The sequence below is a fragment of the Salmonella sp. 741265116_PST genome, from assembly GCF_046567715.1.
GTDB lineage: Bacteria > Pseudomonadota > Gammaproteobacteria > Enterobacterales > Enterobacteriaceae > Salmonella > Salmonella enterica.
Window position 1 is genome coordinate 170,237 of the sequence record NZ_JBKFPH010000004.1, and the last position, 20,934, is coordinate 191,170.

The following is a 20,934-nucleotide window of genomic DNA, read 5'->3' on the forward strand; positions in this document are numbered from 1 at the left end:
AAATATCGTTCCACGCTCCGACACTTCATAAGTGTAACTGTGATGAGCACAGACTCACTATTTTAGTTTCCTGAATCAATGATAAAAAGCGAAGTCTTTTTTGTGACATTTCGATACAATTCGGCATCACAATCCCGCAGTTGAGTTCTGGGAAGGGTTTTATGCTCGAAATGTTAATGCAATGGTATCGCCGTCGCTTCAGCGACCCGGAGGCGATTGCCTTGCTGGTCATTCTGGTGGCTGGTTTTAGCATCCTCTTTTTCTTTAGCGGCCTGTTAGCGCCGCTGCTGGTCGCTATCGTACTGGCCTACCTGCTGGAGTGGCCGACGGCGCGCCTGCAGGCGATTGGCTGTTCCCGGCGCTGGGCAGCCTCCATTGTCCTTATCCTCTTTGTCGGCATTCTGTTATTAATGGCGTTTGTGGTGATGCCGATTGCCTGGCAGCAGGGTATTTACCTGATTCGTGATATGCCCGGTATGCTGAATAAACTGTCCGATTTTGCCGCGACCTTGCCGCGACGCTATCCGGCGCTGATGGATGCGGGCATTATTGATGCGATGGCGGAAAACATGCGTACCCGGATGCTTAACATGGGCGATTCGGTGGTGAAGTATTCGTTGGCTTCGTTAGTCGGGCTACTGACGCTGGCGGTATATCTGGTGCTGGTGCCGCTGATGGTCTTTTTCCTGGTAAAAGATAAAGAGCAGATGCTGAATGCCGTGCGCCGCGTGCTGCCGCGTAATCGCGGGCTGGCGGGGCAGGTGTGGAATGAGATGAATCAGCAGATCACCAACTATATCCGCGGAAAAGTGCTGGAGATGGTGGTGGTGGGCGTGGCGACCTGGCTGGGCTTTTTGCTGTTTGGCCTCAACTATTCGCTACTGCTGGCGGTACTGGTGGGCTTTTCGGTCCTGATCCCCTATATCGGCGCTTTTGTGGTGACAATTCCGGTGGTGGGCGTCGCGCTGTTTCAGTTTGGCCTGGGGACGGAATTCTGGAGCTGTTTTGCCGTTTATCTGATTATTCAGGCGTTGGATGGCAATCTGCTGGTACCGGTACTTTTCTCCGAAGCGGTGAATTTGCATCCGCTGGTGATTATTCTGTCAGTGGTGATTTTCGGCGGTCTGTGGGGTTTCTGGGGAGTGTTTTTCGCCATTCCATTGGCGACGCTGATTAAAGCCGTTGTCCATGCCTGGCCGGATGGTCAGGTGACGGATGCCTCATCCTGAGCGGTCTGTACGAAAGTCGGAAAGCGTGAACGACATCATAGTGTCCTGCCGCCATTTTGCGTACGCCAGATGGGGGACAAGCGCTTAGAAAGCCGCTCTTTTTTTAATGCCGCACCGTGTTGCGGCATTTTTATTGTCGGAACCTACAAAATTCTCGCTGCTGAAGGAAAACTGTATTGTAGAAATTGATTCCGCTACCGCCAATCAGCTAAAAGGCGTGCGATGTCAACAATCCGCTGTGTGGTTCCCAGGGCGCATCGGCCATTTTCGGCCCACAAAAAGGGGCGACAGCGGAAATGGTGAACATCCTGGACGAGGCGCTGGAGAACTGGGGCCGGCATATTTATCAGGCTACGGGACGTGAGGTGATTAATGCTCCCGGCGCGGGCGCGGCAGGCGAAATGGGCGGCGCGCTTTTAGGATTGCTCAATGCGGAATTACGCGCCGACGTAGAGATTGTCGTGGAAACGCTACAGCTTGAGCAGGTGGTTAAAGATGCCGATTTGGTGATTACCGGAGAAGGGCGTATGGCTCGGCAAGCCTGACGGCGCATTCCTTTCCAGGCCGCACATCAGCGCGGCCTGAGGCTTTTACGCGTTTTCTTTCAGCCAGTTCAGCACCACATCATGGTGATTACTGGTTTTAAAATCATTAAAGACGTGCTCAATCTTACCATCAGCGTCAATCAAAAAGCTGATGCGGTGAATGCCGTCATACGTTTTGCCCATAAACGACTTTTCGCCCCAGACGCCGAACTGTTCACACACCTGATGGTTTTCATCGGATAAAAGGGTAAAGTTCAGCAGCTCTTTTTCAGCGAAACGGGAGAGTTTTTCAGGTTTATCGGTGCTGATGCCCAGCACGTCCACGCCTGCTTTTTTGAGCTCGTCCATGTTATCGCGTAAGCCGCAGGCCTGCACGGTACAGCCGGGTGTCATGGCTTTTGGGTAGAAATAAACCAGAACGCGCTGTCCCTGGAAGTCGGTCAAATTTACTTGTTCCCCGTCTTGATCCGGCAAGCTAAATTTCGGTGCGATATCACCGGCTTTCAGTGGATTCATTACTTAACTCCATCCTGTTCATCATGTTGTGAGTAATTGACGACGTTTATACTGCCTTGCGCATTGAGTTCTGTACATAGTGCTTTAAAGGCTTGCTCAATATTTGCGGAATTTTGCGACGCCGGGCTATGTGCGGTGATTTGAATAAATAATTGCGCGGCTTTATCACCTTCAGCCGGCTGCGTGCGGGAGACCAGCTCCGCAATATTCATTTCATGACTATTAAACAGCGCGGTGAATCGCTCAATTAAATGCGGGGAGTCGGCGACCTCAACCTGAACCCATACCGTCGCGGGCATTGCCGGGCGGGGGCGGTCGGACGTCCGTTTCATCACAATCAGCAGATCCAGCTCCGCGCCTTTTAACGGCAATGTCGATTCAATCAAGGTAATCGCGTTCCACGTGCCGGACAACAGCATAATAAACGTGAATTCATCGCCCAGCATCGCCAGTCGGCTGTCTTCGATATTACAGCCGCAACTGCTGACATGGCGAGTAATGGTATTCACAATACCGGGCCTGTCGGCGCCCAGCGCAGTGATAACCAAATAGTGTTGTGATGACGGTGTCAAACCAGTTATTCCTTTGAGCGGTGAGGTAATCTTAAGGAAACCATAAAAAAAACCTGCGTACAACAATCAGAACGGCTTTGGTCGCTTGCTTTTATTGCCATACCAAACGTACCATTGAGGGACTTGTTTGCACAGAGGATGGCCCATGTTCACGGGAAGTATTGTCGCGCTTGTTACGCCGATGGATGAGAAAGGTAACGTCAGTAGGTCTTGCCTGAAAAAACTCATTGATTATCATGTCGCCAACGGTACCTCGGCGATTGTTTCGGTTGGCACCACCGGCGAGTCTGCCACGCTAAGCCATGATGAACATGGCGATGTCGTGATGATGACGCTGGAACTGGCTGACGGACGTATTCCGGTTATCGCCGGCACGGGCGCAAACGCGACCGCGGAAGCGATTAGCCTGACGCAGCGTTTTAACGATAGCGGCGTTGTTGGCTGCCTGACGGTGACGCCGTACTACAATCGCCCCACGCAGGAAGGTTTGTTCCAGCATTTCAAAGCCATCGCGGAACACACTGACTTGCCGCAAATTCTGTATAATGTGCCGTCCCGTACCGGTTGCGACATGTTGCCGGAAACCGTGGGTCGTCTGGCGGAAATAAAAAATATTATCGCTATCAAAGAGGCGACAGGGAACTTAACCCGCGTTCACCAGATCAAAGAGCTGGTTTCAGACGATTTTATTCTGCTTAGCGGCGATGACGCGTCTGCGCTGGACTTTATGCAACTGGGTGGTCATGGCGTGATTTCCGTTACGGCTAACGTAGCGGCGCGCGAGATGGCTGACATGTGCAAACTGGCGGCGGAAGGGCAATTTGCCGAGGCGCGTGCTATCAACCAGCGTCTGATGCCGTTACACAACAAACTATTTGTCGAACCCAATCCTATCCCGGTGAAATGGGCATGTAAGGCATTGGGTCTTGTGGCGACCGACACGCTGCGCCTGCCAATGACGCCTATCACGGACCATGGTCGTGACATCGTCAAAGCAGCGCTTCAGCATGCTGGCCTGCTGTAAAGTTTAGGGAGATTTGATGGCTTACTCAGTACAAAAGTCGCGCCTGGCGAAGGTTGCGGGTGTTTCGCTTGTTTTGCTGCTCGCTGCCTGTAGTTCCGATTCGCGCTACAAGCGCCAGGTAAGCGGCGATGAATCTTATCTGGATGCCGCGCCGCTTGCTGAACTTCACGCCCCGGCAGGAATGATCCTGCCGATCACGACTGGCGACTACGTTATTCCGGTCACGAAGGGGAGCGGCGCGGTTGGTAAGGCGTTGGATATCCGTCCGCCAGCGCAGCCGTTAGCGTTAGTGAGCGGCGCGCGTACCCAGTTCTCTGGCGATACCGCTACGCTATTGGTGGAGAATGGCCGGAGCAGCACGCTGTGGCCGCAAGTCGTCAGCGTGATTCAGGCGAAAAATTATCCGATTGAAAAACGTGACGATGCCAGCCAGACCCTGACGACCGATTGGGTGAGCTGGAACCGCCTGGATGAAGACGAACAGTATCGTGGACGTTATCAAATCTCGGTGAAGCCGCAGGGCTATCAGCAGGCGGTAACGGTAAAACTGGTTAATCTGGAACAGGCTGGCAAGCCGGTCGCTGACGCGGCGTCGCTGCAGCGCTATAGCACGGAAATGATGAACGTCATTTCCGCCGGTCTGGATAAGACCGCTACGGATGCGGCAAATGCCGCGCAGAACCGTTCCGCCGCAACGATGGATGTGCAGAGCGCCGCTGATGATACCGGTTTACCTATGCTGGTCGTTCGCGGTCCGTTCAACCTCGTGTGGCAACGCCTCCCGGCCGCGCTGGAAAAAGTGGGCATGAAAGTCACCGACAGCACTCGTTCTCAGGGCAGCATGGCGGTAACGTACAAACCGTTGTCTGACAGCGACTGGCGGGATCTGGGCGCTAGCGACCCGGGACTGGCATCCGGAGACTATAAATTGCAGGTCGGCGATTTAGATAACCGCAGCAGCTTGCAGTTTATCGATCCTAAGGGGCATACTCTGACGCAAAGCCAGAACGACGCGCTGGTTGCCGTCTTCCAGGCAGCGTTCAACAAGTAATTTAACAGGGCTGGAGTAATCCGGCCCTTTTTTCTGATAAGATACGCAAACGTGTGCGTCGGTACAAAAACGCGATTTAACCGCTATTTCGCACCACAATTACAGGCCGGCGTCTCCGGCAGGCGTAGCAGGAAATGAATACTTATCGTTAATTCACACCCAGGAGTGTTAAAGATGCAAAAGCAAGCTGAGTTGTATCGTGGTAAAGCGAAAACCGTATACAGCACGGAAAACCCGGACCTGTTGGTGCTCGAATTCCGCAATGATACGTCAGCAGGGGATGGCGCGCGCATTGAACAGTTTGATCGCAAGGGCATGGTAAATAACAAATTCAACCATTTCATTATGACCAAACTGGCCGAGGCGGGCATCCCGACCCAGATGGAACGTTTGCTGTCTGATACCGAGTGTCTGGTGAAGAAGCTGGAGATGGTGCCGGTTGAATGTGTGGTGCGCAACCGTGCGGCTGGGTCGCTGGTCAAGCGTCTGGGCGTGGAAGAAGGCATGGAGCTTAACCCGCCGATATTCGATCTGTTCCTGAAAAACGACGCGCTGCACGACCCGATGGTGAATAGTTCCTACTGTGAAACGTTCGGTTGGGTAAGTCAGGAAAATCTGGCGCGTATGAAAGAGCTAACCTACAAAGCCAACGACGTACTGAAAAAACTGTTTGATGACGCGGGTCTTATCCTGGTGGATTTCAAACTGGAGTTTGGCCTGTATAAAGGCGAAGTGGTGCTGGGCGATGAGTTTTCGCCGGACGGCAGCCGCCTGTGGGATAAAGAGACGCTGGACAAAATGGACAAAGACCGCTTCCGCCAGAGTCTGGGCGGTCTGATTGAAGCCTATGAAGCCGTCGCGCATCGCCTGGGCGTGAAATTAGATTAATTCCGCTTCTGACCGGAGGGCAACCGCTCTCCGGTATCATCCTTTCCTCATTCTGATAGCGTTTACCTGTGGTAATCCTGCGCCTGACCGCCTACGATCATCTGTATAACAAAGAGAGAATGAGGTGATTATGCGCTGGCAAGGGCGTCGTGAAAGTAACAATGTAGAGGACAGACGTAATCGGCCAGGCGGCCCCTCGCTGGGTGGCCCAGGCTTTCGTCTTCCGCGCGGAAAAGGCGGCATCATTCTGTTGGTGGTGGTGTTGGTCGCAGGGTACTATGGGGTGGATTTAACCGGTCTGTTGACCGGTCAGCCGGTTTCGCAGCAGCAGTCGACGCGTTCGATAAGCCCCAATGATGATGAAGCGGCAAAATTTACCTCGGTGATTCTGGCGACGACCGAAGATACCTGGGGGCAACTCTTTCAAAAAATGGGCCGCGGCTATCAGCAGCCAAAACTGGTGATGTACCGTGGTATGACGCGCACCGGCTGTGGTGCGGGTCAGTCCGTGATGGGGCCGTTTTACTGCCCGGCGGACGGCACCGTTTATATCGATCTCTCATTTTACGATGATATGAAAAATAAGCTGGGCGCGGACGGTGATTTTGCCCAGGGTTATGTCATCGCCCACGAAGTCGGCCACCACGTACAAAAACTGTTAGGTATTGAGCCGAAAGTACGCCAGTTGCAGCAAAACGCGTCGCAAACGGAGGTGAATCGCCTTTCGGTGCGCATGGAGCTACAGGCGGATTGCTTTGCCGGCGTGTGGGGACACAGTATGCAGCAGCAAGGCGTACTGGAGGCGGGCGATCTGGAAGAGGCGCTCAATGCCGCACAGGCTATCGGCGACGATCGCTTACAGCAACAGGGGCAGGGGCGCGTCGTGCCGGATAGTTTTACCCACGGCACCTCAGAACAGCGCTACAGCTGGTTTAAGCGTGGCTTTGACAGCGGTGACCCGGCGCAATGTAATACGTTTGGCAAAAACTTTTGATAAACCGGGGCAGGGATGTCTGATATCGATGCGCTACAGGCGTTAACGTCGCAAATGACACAGGAAGGCATTCGCCGTTTACTGGTCATCAGCGGCGATGCGGCGTGGTGCCGGGAGCGGGCCGAGGCGATACGCGCTGCATTGCCCGGTGACTGGCTGTGGGTCGCGCCTGACGCGCCCGCCCAGCCGTGCTGTACGCCACAGGCGTTACAAACGCTGCTGGGCCGTGAATTCCGTCATGCGATATTTGATGCCTGGCAGGGCTTTGACGCCGCAGCGTTTGCCGCCCTGAGCGGGACCTTGCAGGCCGGAAGCTGGCTGCTTCTGCTGATGCCGCCGTACGAGACGTGGGAAAGCAGGCCTGATACCGATTCACTGCGCTGGAGCGACTGCGCGCAGCCTATCCCTACACCGCAGTTTGCACAGCATCTTAAACGGACTCTTTCCCGCGATCCGCAAACGCTGCTGTGGCGACAGCGCCAGCCGTTTTGCTGGCCATCTTATCCTTCCCGTGAACGCTGGCGACCCGCCACCGGCGAGCCGCAGCCGGAGCAGGCGGCTATCTTATCGCGTTTACGTGAAATGCCGCCCGGCGTGGCGACGGTGATTGCCCCCCGTGGGCGCGGCAAATCGGCGCTGGCCGGGCAATTCATCTCCCGGATGGCGGGCACGGCTATCGTGACCGCACCGGCGAAAACGGCAACGGATATCCTGGCAGCGTTTGCCGGTGAGCGGTTCTGCTTTATGGCGCCGGATGCGTTGCTGGCGAGCGGGGCAAGAGCCGACTGGCTGGTGGTTGACGAGGCGGCGGCAATCCCCGCGCCGCTGCTGCTGCAACTGGTTTCGCGCTTTTCCCGCATACTACTCACCACCACCGTTCAGGGCTACGAAGGCACCGGACGCGGTTTTTTACTTAAGTTTTGCGCCCGTTTTCCGCAGCTTCACCGCTTCACGCTTCGTCAGCCTGTCCGCTGGGCGCCAGAATGCCCGCTGGAAAATATCGTCAGCGAGGCGCTGATATTCGACGATGAAGCGTTTGCGCAGGCGCCGCATGGCGCGATAGCAATCTCGGCGTTTTACCAGCAGACCTGGAGGGAGACGCCCGTGTTGCCGAGGGCTGTGTATCAGTTACTGTCGGGGGCGCACTATCGTACTTCGCCGTTGGATCTGCGCCGAATGATGGATGCGCCAGGGCAGCATTTCTTGCAGGCTACGGCGAATAACCGTGTGGCGGGCGCCCTCTGGCTGGTCGAAGAGGGCGGGTTATCCGCAGAACTCAGTCAGGCTGTATGGGGCGGTTTCCGGCGGCCGCGTGGAAATCTGGTGGCGCAGTCGCTGGCGGCGCACGGTAGCGACCCTTTAGCCGCGACGCTGGTCGGGCGTCGCGTAAGCCGTATCGCGGTGCACCCCGCCCGCCAGCGCGAAGGCATCGGTCAGCAGTTGATTGCCTGCGCGTGCGAGCAGGCGGCGCAGTGTGATTATCTTTCCGTCAGCTTTGGCTATACGCCGGAGTTGTGGCGCTTCTGGCAGCGCTGCGGCTTTGTGCTGGTACGGATGGGCAACCATCGGGAGGCGAGCAGCGGTTGCTATACGGCGATGGCGTTATTGCCGCTGAGCGACGCGGGAAAACGGCTGGCGCAGCAGGAACACCGACGTTTGCGCCGCGATGCGGATATCCTGACGCAGTGGAACGGCGAGGCGATACCGCTGGCGGCGTTAGATGAACAGGCGCTTAATGATGAAGACTGGCGTGAGCTGGTCGGTTTTGCGTTCGCGCACCGCCCGCTACTGACATCGTTAGGTTGCCTGCATCGTTTACTGCAATACAGCGCATTGCCATTACCGGCGCTGAGAGGGCGGCTGGAGGAAAAAGCCAGCGATGCCGAACTGTGCGCCCGGCTACGCATTTCAGGCCGTAAAGCTCTGCTGGCGTTGCAGCGTGCGCAGGCGGCGCAGGCGCTGATTGCGTTGGATGCCGGACGAACGCAGCGTTTACGCGACGTAATGCCCGGCGGTGGGGACCATGCCGGATAGCGATACCTGTCCGGCATGATATCCGGTTACTTTTTCGGCTGATCTTTCTTCGGCCAGTCGTCTTCATCGTCCCACTTATCGTTAAAATCGCGATGCGGGGGCAGCTCAGGTTTATTGGCAAGGAATTTCTTATGGTCGATGCGTTTGAGATCTTTGATCACATTCAGCAGTACGCCTACCAGAAACACCAATACCAGAATCCACCAATATTTTGCCAGCCAGTCCATGCTTATTTCCTCTTACCGGAACGCTCATCAGGCGACGAGCTGTTCCATAATGCGTTGATACATACGGGCCAGTAGCTGGAGATCGGCGGCATTCACACATTCATTAATTTTATGAATGGTGGCGTTCACCGGCCCCAGTTCTACCACCTGCGCTCCCATACGGGCGATAAAACGTCCGTCGGACGTACCGCCCGTCGTCAGTAATTGCGGTTTAATTTCATTATAGTGCTCAATGGCGTTTACCACCGCGTCCACCAGCTTGCCGCGTGCGGTCAGGAACGGCTGGCCGGAAAGCCACCAGTCTACGGTATAACGTAGCTGATGCTTCTCAAGCAGCGCATGTACCCGCTCTTTGATCATCTCATCGGTCAGTTCCGTGCTGAAACGGAAGTTAAACTGCACGAACAGTTCGCCGGGAATGACATTATTGCTGCCGGTGCCTGCCTGGATATTGGCTACCTGCATACTGGTGGCCGGGAAAAAGTCATTGCCCCGATCCCACTCGATAGCGACCAGTTCATTAAGAAAAGGCGCAGCGCGATGAACAGGGTTATCCGCCAGATGCGGATAGGCGACGTGCCCCTGAACGCCATGAATAGTGAGGTTACAGGTGAGGGAACCGCGACGCCCGTTTTTGACGACATCGCCCACAATTTCAGTACTGGAAGGTTCGCCGACCAGACAGTAATCCAGCCGCTCGTTACGGGCCATCAGCGCTTCAACCACCTTTACGGTGCCATTTTTTGCGCTGGCTTCTTCATCAGAGGTAATCAAAAATGCGAGACGGCCCCGGTGATGAGGATGCTGCGCAACAAAACGTTCGGCAGCCACCACCATGGCCGCCAGTGAACCTTTCATATCCGCCGCGCCGCGACCGAACAACATTCCGTCGCGAATCGTAGGCTCAAACGGCGGATTGATCCAGCGATCGACATCGCCAGCCGGTACGACGTCAGTATGCCCGGCGAACGCCAGCGTTTCGCCACGCCCACGCCATGCCCAAAAATTTTGCGTGTCGCCAAAATCCATATGCTCAATGGTAAAACCGATTTTACGCAGGCGTTCAATCATTAATGCCTGACAGCCTGCGTCATCCGGACTCAGGGAGGGGCGACGAATAAGTTGCTGTGTCAGCTCAATAACCGGGCACGACATAGACTACACCTCATCAAAAAACTGCTGATAACGGGATTCACTGAAACCAAGCAGCATAGGCTTCCCGGGCGCGCAGAGCAATGGGCGTTTGATGATTGCCGGCTGTTCAACCATGAGAGCAGCGGCGGAGTCGGCATCGGTAATCCCGCTGCGGTCGCCTTCATCCAGTTTGCGCCATGTTGTGCCGCGCGTATTCAGTAAAGGCTGCCAGCCGAGTTCGGCAATAAAGGTATTAAGAAGAGGGAGGTCTATGCCATCCACACGGTAATCGTGAAAACGATAATCAATGCCATGCTCCTCCAGCCAACGGCGCGCTTTTTTGATCGTGTCGCAATTCTTAATGCCATAGAGGGTAATCATATTGAATCCTTTAACGCGAAATTCGAATAAATAATCAATAGTATCGTCTGCGGGATAATAAGTGTGGCTGTTAATGGTTATTTATCCAGCGCTGATCGGCAATCAATATAACATTGTTGAGTGAATGTGAATAATGATTCCAAAACGTTCCAGATGTGGCTTGTTTATAATTCGCGGGACAAATCCTATTTTGCGCACATGCAATTGATTGTTTTTTAACCCGATTTGATAAAGTAGTAGAAAAGGTATTAATGTTGCTAAATATTGCAGTAAGTCACATAAAATTTACGGCTACAGCGCCATAGTAATATCATAGACAGCGTAACCAGAGGATATCGCAACAATCGGTTAAATGAACTTCTCTCTATACCGCTAACTTCGTAGAATACCCATAATAATAAGAGAGGCTATTATGATTGAACGTGAACTGGGGAACTGGAAAGATTTTATCGAAGTCATGCTTCGTAAATAAATGCCTGGAAGGCACCGCGCTCCCATAGGGGATAAGAAAAGGCGACTCAACGAAAGTCGCCTTTTTTGTGCCCGACACCTCGTATCAGGCTGGCCGGGAGCTTATTCCGGGCGCGGCTTCAGCGGGAAGCGGCGACGTATCAGCACGAAAAACAGGGGTACAAAGAAGATAGCCAGAATGGTTGCTGAGATCATTCCCCCCATCACGCCGGTTCCGACAGCATGTTGGCTACCCGAGCCTGCCCCGGTGCTGGTGGCCATCGGCAATACGCCAAAGATAAACGCCAGCGAAGTCATCAGTATCGGTCGCAGGCGCTGGCGGCTGGCGTACAGCGTGGCGTCTAACAGCGCGTGTCCCTTCTGATTCATTTCGTTGGCGAATTCCACAATCAGAATCGCGTTTTTCGCCGAGAGGCCGATAACGGTCAACAGCCCCACCTGGAAGTAAACATCGTTTTCCAGCCCGCGCATCCAGGTAGCGAGTAGCGCGCCAATGACGCCGAGCGGCACAACCAGCATCACCGAGAAGGGCACCGACCAGCTTTCATACAATGCCGCCAGACACAGGAAGACGACTAATAGCGAAATAGCGTACAGCGCGGGCGCCTGCGCGCCGGAGAGCCGTTCCTGGTAAGACATGGCTGTCCATTCCAGGCCAAAACCGCCCGGTAGCTGATGCACCAACGACTCCATGACATCCATCGCCGTCCCGGTACTGACTCCCGGCGCGGCCTCTCCGACAATTTCTACCGCCGAATAGCCGTTATAGCGTTCCAGACGCGGCGAGCCGGTTTCCCAGCGCGAGGTGGCGAAGGCGGAGAAGGGGACCATGCCGCCATCTTTGTTACGGACATACCAAAGATTAATATCATCCGGCAACATACGATATTTCGCTGCGGCCTGAACATAGACCTTCTTCACGCGACCACGGTCCATAAAGTCGTTGACGTAGCTCGATCCCCAGGCTGTTTGCAGGGTGTCGTTGATATCGTCAATCGATACGCCCAGCGCCTGCGCTTTCCGTTGGTCAATATCAATTTGCAGTTGCGGGCTGTCGTCCAGGCCGTTGTGGCGCACGCGGGTCAAGGAACTGTTTTTCCCGGCCAGCTCAATGAGTTGATCTCGTGCGGCCATCAGCGCGTCATGGCCTGCTCCGGCGTGATCCTGTAATTCCATATCAAAACCGGCGGAGCTGCCCAGACCGCTAATTGCCGGCGGGCTGCTGGCGAAGACGCGAGCTTCTTTAATCTGGTTAAACGCTTTTGTCGCCCGCTCAATAATGGCGAACGAGGAGCTGGTGGTGGGATCGCGCGCGTCCCAGTCTTTCAAGCGAACAAACATGCGCGCGACGTTTTGCCCATTCCCGCCAGGGCCGGAACCTACCGTCGAGAAGACCGACATAATGTTGTCTTTCTCATGGGTGAAGTAATAGTTTTCAACCTTTTCAACGACTTTCAGGGTCTGTTGTTGCGTAGAACCGCTCGGTAGCTGGATAGACGTAGTGAACATGCCCCGATCTTCTTGCGGTAGAAAGGAGGTGGGGAGACGCAAAAACAGGAACACCATGCCGCCAAGCAACAGAACATAAATCAGAATCCAGCGCAGGCTGCGATGCAAAATTTTCGCTACGCCTTTCTCATAACGTTCGGCATTACGATTGAAGGTACGGTTAAACCAGCCGAAAAATCCGCGTTGCCCGTGCTGTTCGCCTTTGTGCAGCGGTTTTAATAACGTTGCGCACAGCGCCGGTGTCAGGATCATGGCGACCAGCACCGACAGCACCATTGCCGAGACAATGGTGATAGAAAACTGACGATAAATCGCCCCGGTGGTACCGCCAAAGAACGCCATCGGCACGAATACCGCAGACAGCACCATCGCGATACCGACCAGCGCCCCCTGGATTTGTCCCATGGATTTGCGCGTCGCTTCACGCGGCGTGAGCCCTTCTTCGCTCATGATACGTTCGACGTTTTCCACCACCACGATGGCATCGTCGACCAGGAGCCCGATCGCCAGCACCATCGCGAACATGGTTAATGTGTTAATACTGTAGCCAAACGCGTAAAGCACGGAGAAGGTGCCCATTAATACTACCGGCACGGCGATCGTCGGAATCAGCGTGGCGCGAAAGTTTTGCAGGAACAGGTACATCACCAGGAAAACCAGCGCGATAGCCTCCAGCAACGTTTTGACCACATCGATAATCGAGGCTTTGACAAAGGAGGTGGTTTCATACGCGATCTTGTATTCCAGCCCTTGAGGGAAGTACTGCGCCAGCTCGTTGAGGCGATCCAGCACCAGCTTCGCGGTCGCCATTTCGTTCGCGCCGGAAGCCAGCTTAACGCCAAGACCGGAAGCCGGCTTGCCGTTAAAACGGCTGAGGTAGTCATACTTTTCCGCCCCCAGCTCCACGGTGGCGACATCGCCCAGTTTGACCTCGGAACCGTCCTGATTAACGCGCAGGGTGATATCGCGAAATTGTTGCGGCGTTTGCAGCAGTGACTGCGCATTAATGGTGGCGTTCAGCGCCTGTTTGTCGACCGAAGGCGTACCGCCAAGCTGCCCGACGGCGATTTGCGCATTCTGCGACTCAATTGCATCGGTCACGTCTTTCGTGGTCATCTGAAAACTATTCAATTTGGCAGGATCGAGCCAGATACGCATAGAGTACTGTGAACCATAAGCGTCAATATCGCCGACGCCGTTGACGCGGCTGAGCGGGTCCTGAATATTACTGGCGACGTAGTCGGCGATATCCTGCTTGTCCATAGAACCGTCGGTAGAGACGAAAGCGATGGTCAAAATATTGGTATCGCCCGTTTTGCGTACCGTGACGCCTTGATCCTGTACCGCCTGCGGCAGTTTACGCATCGCGGACTGTAACTGGTTTTGCACCTGCTGAACCGCCTCATCAGGATCGGTTCCCGCAATAAAGCTCAGGGTGATGGTCGCCTGCCCGGTTCCGCTGCTTTGTGATGACATGTACATCAGATTATCGAGGCCCGTCATATTCTGCTCAATAACCTGGGTTACGGTATTTTCCAGCGTTTGCGCCGACGCTCCCGGATAATTCGCGGTAATACGTACGTTGGGCGGCGCCAGATCGGGATATTGTTCAACAGGTAAAGAAAAAATGGCTAACGCCCCTGTCAGACACAACAGGATAGCCAGCACCCAGGCAAAAATGGGGCGATCGATAAAAAAATTCGCCATTAAAGGGGAACCTCGTGTTTCTACATATCGTTATAGATTTGAACTGCTTCACTGTAGCGGCAAGCTACGAGCCAAACGTGGAGAAATAAAGGAGATAATGTAAATTATCATGCGCTTTTACAGCATACTTTTTGTGCCAACGCCGGAAAGCCTGACATCTGGCCTTCCGGCGATTTGCCGTTCTTTACGTTAACTGACTCTCTTCCTTGTTGGAGGAGCGAAAACTGATACTGACCAGTGTGCCGCCGCCGGAGGGTTGCGAAAAATTCAGCGTGCCGCCAAGGCGCTCCGCGCGCTCACGCATTATATTCAGACCATAGTGTCCGGCAGGCTCATGCGGTTCGCCGATACCAATGCCATTATCGCGAATATAAACGGTATGATCGCCGTCAGGCGCGGTGACGCAGCTCACGGCGATTTCGCTCGCGTTGGCGTGTTTAATGGCGTTCAGGACCGCTTCGCGCACAATTTGCAACAAATGCACCTGCATTTGCGCATCCAGCGCCAGCGTGGGTAAACGGCAATCCAACGTGAGTTTGGCCGGGGTCTGACTCTGTAAATCTTCCAGCATCTCATGCAATGCGGAGGGTAAATCGGCCTGCTGTAACGTCAGACGGAACGTGGTGAGTAGCTCGCGAAGCTGACGGTAGGCGTCGTTCAGCGCTCTGGAAAAATCCGCCATGATGCTTTGCGCGCCGGCGTTATCCTCAGGAATAGCGCGCTTCAAAAGCGTTAACTGAATACGTAAATAAGAAAGTACCTGCGCCAGCGAATCGTGTAGCTCACGGGCAATCGTCGCGCGCTCTTCCATTAACAAAAGTTGCTGGAAGTGTTTTTGCGCCTGATTAAAGTACAAACCACGCCCCAGCATCGTGGAGACGCTGTTCAGCAGCGGCGTAGAGGCATTAACGTTGGGGCTTTGCCAGTGGAGTTCGCCATAGACCGTGTCCTGCATCGTCACTGGCAGCATTTGCATCGGCAGGTCGGGGCTTTGCATGCCTTCGCTAATCCGCCAGTTATCGCCCACGGTTAACTCCAGATACCAGGCGGCGTCATGTTCACGGACAATTTGCAAAATATGGCGAAAACAGTGGACATCGATTTGGCTGGTATTCAGCGCCTGGGAGCACTGGTATAACACCTCCAGGCGGCGATGCGCTTCGTGCAGATCGTGCGTTTTTTCTTCCACCGAGGCTTCCAGCGAACGGTAAAGTTTATGCAGCTCGCTCGACATCTGACTAAACGTTTTTGCCAACAATCCCAGCTCATTGGGTAAGCTGGTATCCAGCGGCAGCGGGGCGAACTGACCATGTTCAATACGCTGACTGGCGGTGACCAGTTGATTCAGCGGGCGAACGACCTGCTGGCGAATACGCCGTAGGGTAAAAAAGACCAGCGTAAAGATGCCGATACCGCCCGCCAGCGATATGGCGACGACCAGCATGACTTTACGCTCGGCGTAATGCTGTAATGCCAGAACGAAGAGATCAATTTGATCGACATAATTGTTGATATTGGTCTGATACCAGGCAATGTCGCCGTCCTGTAGGCGGCTATTCATCTCCAGCCAGTTGGCGTGCAGGCGCGCGTAGCGAGTTTTCACCGCCTGCGGCACATACCAGGCGTTGAGATTTTGCAGTACCGGCGAGTTGAGCGCGTGCTGGAAAAGTTGACGATGCGCATTAATCTGCGGGCTACGGCTTTGCAGATCGTAACCTAGCCGATAGCTCTGCATTCGTAGCGAACCGGCGATATTGATCGCTTCTGCATCCCGTAAACTGCTGGTCAGCGTCAGTAATGCGCTGCCGGTGGACAGAATAGACAACAGCACAATATAGAAAAAAGCCTTAGCCAGACTGGCTGAGACCGGGCGTTTAACCGTCACGCTGGCACTCCCCGCATTTAGCTGAATCGCAATCGCATTTGCTTTGAAATAAATTGATCTGCCACAGGTTCTGGACAGATAGTTGTGCTTCCTGGGCAGATGAACATTGCCGACCCCGCCTTCGTCAGTTAATAACAATGCTCATATAAAGAATAAGGTTTTTACAACCAAAACAGAAGGATGCCATGAATCGTTTTATTATGGCCAATAGCCAGCAGTGTCTGGGCTGCCATGCCTGCGAGGTCGCCTGCGTAATGGCTCACAATGATGAGCGACATGTCCTGACGTCACAGCGCTATCAGCCCCGAATTACTGTCATCAAACATCAGCACCAGCGCAGCGCGGTCACATGTCACCATTGCGAAGATGCGCCCTGCGCCCGTAGCTGTCCGAACGGCGCGATCGCGCATATTAACGACAGCGTGCAGGTCAATGCGCAGAAGTGCATCGGCTGTAAATCCTGCGTCGTCGCCTGCCCATTCGGCACCATGCAGATGGTATTGACGCCTGTCGCGCCAAACCAGTTCAAAGCCAGCGCGCATAAATGCGATCTGTGTCAGGGACGTGAACAGGGTCCGGCCTGCGTGGAAAATTGCCCGGCGGATGCGCTGCAACTGGTCACCGAAGACTCGTTGACCCGTCTGGCTAAAACGCGACGGCTGCGTACCGCCCGGCAGGAGATTCGCCCCTGGCATACCGTGGATACACAACACAGTGGGGCAGCAAGCAGCAAAGCCGAGCGTATGCAGGCGACGCCGCCGCGCGGCGAACCGGATAAACTGGCGATTGAAGCGCGTAAAACCACCTTTGAGGAAATTTATCTGCCGTTTCGCGCCGCGCAGGCGGAGCGTGAAGCGGCCCGCTGCCTCACATGCGGGGAACACAGTATCTGCGAATGGACCTGTCCGCTGCATAACCATATTCCCCAGTGGATCGAACTGGTGAAAGCTGGCGATATTGATGCGGCGGTAGAGCTTTCCCACCAGACCAACTGCCTGCCGGAAATTACCGGGCGCGTCTGTCCGCAGGATCGGCTATGCGAAGGCGCGTGTACACTCCGCGATGAGTATGGCGCGGTTACCATCGGCAACATTGAGCGCTATATCTCCGATCGCGCTCTGAGCAAAGGCTGGCGTCCCGACCTGTCGGACGTACAGAAGAGCGATAAGCGCGTGGCGATTATCGGCGCGGGGCCGGCAGGTCTTGCCTGCGCTGACGTGCTGGTGCGCCATGGCGTAAGCGCCACCGTCTACGATCGCCATCCGGAAATCGGCGGTTTGCTCACCTTTGGTATTCCGGCTTTCAAACTGGATAAATCTCTGCTGGCGCGCCGTCGGGAAATCTTCAGCGCGATGGGGATTCGTTTCGAGCTTAACTGCGAAGTAGGGAAAGATATTTCTCTGGAGACGCTGCTGGAGAGTTATGACGCCGTCTTTGTCGGGGTAGGAACCTATCGTTCCATGAAGGCTGATTTACCGAATGAAGACGCGCCGGGGGTATATGATGCGTTGCCATTCCTCATCGCCAATACCAAACGGGTGATGGGGCTTCCTGCGTTGCCTGACGAGCCGTTTATTGATACTGCGGGCCTTAACGTGGTTGTGCTGGGCGGCGGTGACACCGCAATGGACTGCGTACGTACGGCGCTGCGTCATGGCGCTGCCAACGTCACCTGCGCTTATCGCCGCGATGAGGCCAATATGCCGGGGTCGAAAAAAGAGGTGAAAAACGCGCGGGAAGAGGGCGCGAACTTTGAGTTTAACGTTCAGCCGGTTGAGTTGGTGCTGGATACGCACGGGCGCGCCAGCGGTATTCGCTTTTTGCGTACGCGGCTTGGCGAACCGGATGGTCAGGGGCGACGCCGCCCGGTACCTGTACCGGACAGCGAGTTCGTGATGCCGGCGGATGCGGTCATTATGGCGTTTGGTTTTCATCCGCATGGTATGTCGTGGCTCGAATCGCATGGCGTGAAGGTGGATAACTGGGGACGTATTGCCGCCAGCGTCGAGAGCGAGTTTCGTTACCAGACGTCCAACCCGAAAATTTTCGCCGGCGGCGATGCGGTGCGCGGCGCCGATCTGGTGGTGACGGCGATGGCAGAAGGCCGACATGCAGCGCAGGGGATACTCGACTGGTTAGCTAAATAAGCGTATTTGTAGGCCGGTTAAGGCCTGGAACGGTTAAATGATTGAGTGATAAAAAATCTTAAACTTATTGGCTAACCTTACTCCGTTTGCAGAAATGTTGACGCTCGCAGGGCTGGACGCCCTGCGATAAACATTTTCCCGTCGGGGCGACGTTTAACAGGCCTGATGAGGCCAATCTTAGTATTGAAAATAGAGTGTAAATTGAAGGAAGGGACGCTATCAGAATCCCTTCTTAGAGCCTATCCCATTAGGGCTATTTTACTTGCCATTTTGGTCCTGGGCAGTGCTCGCCAAAACGCGTTAGCGTTTTGAACGCCGCTTGCGGCGGCCCGAAGGGCGAGCGTAGCGAGTCAAACCTCACGTACTACGTGTACGCTCCGGTTTTTGCGCGCTGTCCGTGTCCAAACTGGCTGTGTCAATAACGCCTGGTGGGACAGGCTCTTAATTTTTATTTTAAGGAACCATATATCTGGTCAACAATCCAGCCATACGTCGCCGCAGGTAATAATCCACTGACAAAAACATTCGGATTCACTTTAGGATTTGCTACCGGCGAGTGCGGCCTGTTACCTAAAATCACAATCGCCATATGATTAACCGGATCGATAGACGTCAGCGTGCCGGTCCATCCGGTATGTCCATACGTTTGCGGACTGGCTAATACCCCGAACGTTGGGGTCATTGAGGCGTTGCCGTTAACGCGCCACCCCAGACCAAAGGTAGCGTCTTCTGGCGAGCGGCGAGTAAACTGCGCAACCGTTTTGTCGTCGAATAGCTTCACGTTACCGTAGCCGCCCCCATTGAGCATGACTTGCATTAACACAGCCATATCATGGGTGTCAGAAAACAGTCCGGCGTGTCCTGAAACGCCGCCCATTGAGTACCAGGCTTTTTCGTCATGCACCTGGCCCCATAGTGTATTGGTGCGAATATTGGGGAAATGAATCACGCCGTCACGCGTATTGCCGTGTAGTTCCGTTGCGGCGATTTGCGGCGGCGTGAAGCCTTTCATCAGCGGGTTAAAGACGGTATGTTTTAATCCGAGCGGTTTATAAATGGTGGTTTCGACGTAGCGATCTAATGGCATTGCCGTTATCGATTCAATGATAAAACCAAGAATCATATAATCCACGTCGCTGTAAATATGCTTCGACCCAGGTTGATATTCCAGCGGTGTCTTTTTAATCATCTCCAGAGTAGTGCTTTTACTCTGTGAGAATAATTTACCGGCGACGTTTTTATTGGGATATTGTGGGTCGGCAGGAAAGCCCGCGACGTGATGAAGAATATCAATAATGCGGAGTTTATCTTTGCCTTTTATTTTATCCCCAGGCATATCCTTAAAGCCGGGGATGTATTTTGATACCAAATCATTGACATCTATTTTTCCCTCATATACCAGTTTTTGCAATGCAAAGTTAGTGGCATACATTTTTGTGTTTGAAGCCAGGTCATACATCGTATTAGTGGTCGCCCGAATGGGATGGGCTAACAGCGTGGAACCGTCATATTTTTTGGCATAGCCCCAGGCTTTTTGTAGAACAATATGATTATCTTTTATCACCAGAAGATTGATGCTGGGATATCCGGCATCAATTTGATTTTGAATCCAGCTATCAAGTCGGTGAAGTTTTTGGCTATCAAACCCCACCTGATCAGGGCTCGCGGTGGTCAATACCGGATACTCAACGGCAAAAGCTGAAAGGGAAAATGTCAGTAGAACCGTTGCAACGAGAGTAAATTTCATGATGATTCCCTCAGTCTCACTCCGGCCGTCAAATCATATCGCAAGCATGAACTCTGCGGCCCGGAGAAGCAGAATATGGTCATGGTAGTGACAGGAAAATATGGCTGCACGTCCGTTCAGTCGGCCTTGAGGGTAACCCCTTCAGCAGACAAAACCGACTTCACGGCGTAATATTAATGCTCTTTTTACACCCTGGAGCCAGCATGTCGCAAACCATTACGCTTATTAAGGATAAAGTTCTTTCTGATAATTATTTTACTCTGCGCAACATGACCTATGACCTGACCCGTCGTAATGGCGAGGTTATCCGTCACAAGCGTGAGGTTTACGATCGCGGGAATGGCGCAACCATTCTGCTTTACAACTCAACTAAAAAAACCGTGCTTCTGGTTCGCCAGTTTCGCGTGGCGACATGGGTCAACGGTAATCAAGACGGTATGTTAATTGAAACCTGCGCTGGCCTGCTTGATAACGACGAGCCGGAGGTCTGTATCCGTAAAGAGGCCATTGAAGAGACAGGGTATGACGTTGGTGAGGTTCGCAAGATATTTGAGCTTTATATGTCGCCAGGCGGCGTCACGGAGCTGATTCATTTCTTCATTGCCGAATATCATGATAGCGAGCGTGCCAGCATCGGCGGCGGCGTGGAGGACGAAGAGATTGAGGTGCTTGAACTGCCGTTTTCCCGGGCGCTGGAAATGGTGCGCTCAGGTGAGATTCGGGACGGTAAGACCGTGTTATTGCTTAACTATTTACAGACGTCTCATCTAATGGACTGAAAAAAAAGAAATATATTTCTTTACACAAAAAAGACCAATCCGATAAATCTGATTGAGAACCCTGAGGCGCGCAAGGAAGATACCGCCTTAGCTG

Annotated in this window: 17 protein-coding genes and 1 pseudogene; 10 read left to right on the forward strand and 8 right to left on the reverse strand. The window is 53.9% G+C overall.

Annotated elements, in window-relative coordinates:
• Positions 1-161 precede the first annotated feature (161 nt).
• Together ACLD11_RS04810 and ACLD11_RS04815 are read left to right on the forward strand one after the other, a co-directional pair.
• Positions 162-1,229 carry an AI-2E family transporter gene (locus tag ACLD11_RS04810; RefSeq protein WP_000892056.1) on the forward strand — a complete coding sequence of 356 codons (1,068 nt, stop codon included), beginning with the start codon at positions 162-164 and terminating at the stop codon, positions 1,227-1,229.
• Positions 1,230-1,444: 215 nt separating this feature from the next.
• Positions 1,445-1,771 (forward strand): annotated as a pseudogene (locus ACLD11_RS04815) (glycerate kinase); the annotation flags it as partial.
• A gap of 48 nt (positions 1,772-1,819) precedes the next feature.
• Here ACLD11_RS04815 and bcp read toward each other — a convergent pair.
• The gene (gene bcp / locus ACLD11_RS04820; protein ID WP_001068686.1) at positions 1,820-2,290 is read right to left on the reverse strand and encodes a thioredoxin-dependent thiol peroxidase; all 471 of its coding nucleotides are present in this window, start codon (positions 2,288-2,290) and stop codon (positions 1,820-1,822) included.
• The gene (locus tag ACLD11_RS04825; protein ID WP_000189061.1) at positions 2,290-2,862 is read right to left on the reverse strand and encodes a glycine cleavage system transcriptional repressor; all 573 of its coding nucleotides are present in this window, start codon (positions 2,860-2,862) and stop codon (positions 2,290-2,292) included. Before ACLD11_RS04825 ends, bcp begins: the two co-directional genes overlap by 1 nt.
• 145 nt (positions 2,863-3,007) lie before the next feature.
• Here ACLD11_RS04825 and dapA point away from each other — a divergent pair, with 145 nt between their 5' ends.
• From dapA to tmcA, 5 genes are all read left to right on the forward strand, one after another.
• Positions 3,008-3,886 carry a 4-hydroxy-tetrahydrodipicolinate synthase gene (gene dapA, locus ACLD11_RS04830; RefSeq protein WP_183058959.1) on the forward strand — a complete coding sequence of 293 codons (879 nt, stop codon included), beginning with the start codon at positions 3,008-3,010 and terminating at the stop codon, positions 3,884-3,886.
• A 16-nt stretch (positions 3,887-3,902) separates the two neighbouring features.
• Entirely contained in the window at positions 3,903-4,937 is a 1,035-nt protein-coding gene (gene bamC / locus ACLD11_RS04835) for an outer membrane protein assembly factor BamC (protein WP_000331880.1), read from the forward strand.
• Positions 4,938-5,111: 174 nt separating this feature from the next.
• A complete protein-coding gene (gene purC / locus ACLD11_RS04840) occupies positions 5,112-5,825 on the forward strand; it encodes a phosphoribosylaminoimidazolesuccinocarboxamide synthase (protein ID WP_001171630.1) in 714 nt (237 codons plus the stop codon).
• 130 nt (positions 5,826-5,955) lie between these two features.
• Entirely contained in the window at positions 5,956-6,819 is an 864-nt protein-coding gene (locus tag ACLD11_RS04845; RefSeq protein WP_001267523.1) for a neutral zinc metallopeptidase, read from the forward strand.
• A gap of 15 nt (positions 6,820-6,834) precedes the next feature.
• Entirely contained in the window at positions 6,835-8,853 is a 2,019-nt protein-coding gene (gene tmcA, locus ACLD11_RS04850; RefSeq protein WP_079944042.1) for a tRNA cytosine(34) acetyltransferase TmcA, read from the forward strand.
• Positions 8,854-8,879: 26 nt separating this feature from the next.
• Here tmcA and ACLD11_RS04855 read toward each other — a convergent pair whose 3' ends face one another.
• From ACLD11_RS04855 to ACLD11_RS04865, 3 genes are read right to left on the reverse strand one after another with little or no spacing between them, the layout of a single operon-like run.
• A complete protein-coding gene (locus ACLD11_RS04855) occupies positions 8,880-9,080 on the reverse strand; it encodes a YpfN family protein (protein ID WP_000383839.1) in 201 nt (66 codons plus the stop codon).
• Positions 9,081-9,107: 27 nt separating this feature from the next.
• A complete protein-coding gene (dapE, locus tag ACLD11_RS04860; protein ID WP_001277825.1) occupies positions 9,108-10,235 on the reverse strand; it encodes a succinyl-diaminopimelate desuccinylase in 1,128 nt (375 codons plus the stop codon).
• 3 nt (positions 10,236-10,238) lie between these two features.
• Complete coding sequence (locus ACLD11_RS04865) at positions 10,239-10,595, reverse strand: ArsC family reductase (protein WP_000631923.1); 357 nt, start codon at positions 10,593-10,595, stop codon at positions 10,239-10,241.
• A 412-nt stretch (positions 10,596-11,007) separates the two neighbouring features.
• On the opposite strand from ACLD11_RS04865, the gene ypfM reads away from it, so the two are divergent.
• Positions 11,008-11,067, forward strand: a complete 60-nt coding sequence (ypfM, locus tag ACLD11_RS04870) for a protein YpfM (RefSeq protein ID WP_001386977.1) — start codon at positions 11,008-11,010, stop codon at positions 11,065-11,067.
• 101 nt (positions 11,068-11,168) lie between these two features.
• On the opposite strand, the gene acrD is transcribed toward ypfM, so the two are convergent.
• The gene (acrD, locus tag ACLD11_RS04875) at positions 11,169-14,282 is read right to left on the reverse strand and encodes a multidrug efflux RND transporter permease AcrD (protein WP_411014612.1); all 3,114 of its coding nucleotides are present in this window, start codon (positions 14,280-14,282) and stop codon (positions 11,169-11,171) included.
• A gap of 184 nt (positions 14,283-14,466) precedes the next feature.
• Positions 14,467-16,167, reverse strand: coding sequence for a nitrate/nitrite two-component system sensor histidine kinase NarQ (gene narQ / locus ACLD11_RS04880; protein WP_000216812.1), 1,701 nt, complete (start codon positions 16,165-16,167; stop codon positions 14,467-14,469).
• Positions 16,168-16,352: 185 nt separating this feature from the next.
• Between narQ and aegA the strand changes: the two genes are divergently transcribed.
• Positions 16,353-18,314 (forward strand): formate-dependent uric acid utilization protein AegA, encoded by a 1,962-nt coding sequence (gene aegA / locus ACLD11_RS04885; RefSeq protein WP_411014613.1) that lies wholly within the window; start codon positions 16,353-16,355, stop codon positions 18,312-18,314.
• Between the two features lie 448 nt (positions 18,315-18,762).
• Here the strand turns inward: aegA and pbp4b are convergent, their stop codons facing one another.
• Entirely contained in the window at positions 18,763-20,061 is a 1,299-nt protein-coding gene (gene pbp4b, locus ACLD11_RS04890) for a penicillin binding protein PBP4B (RefSeq protein WP_079843102.1), read from the reverse strand.
• A gap of 203 nt (positions 20,062-20,264) precedes the next feature.
• Between pbp4b and nudK the strand changes: the two genes are divergently transcribed.
• Positions 20,265-20,840 (forward strand): GDP-mannose pyrophosphatase NudK, encoded by a 576-nt coding sequence (gene nudK / locus ACLD11_RS04895; RefSeq protein WP_411014614.1) that lies wholly within the window; start codon positions 20,265-20,267, stop codon positions 20,838-20,840.
• Positions 20,841-20,934: the final 94 nt, after the last annotated feature.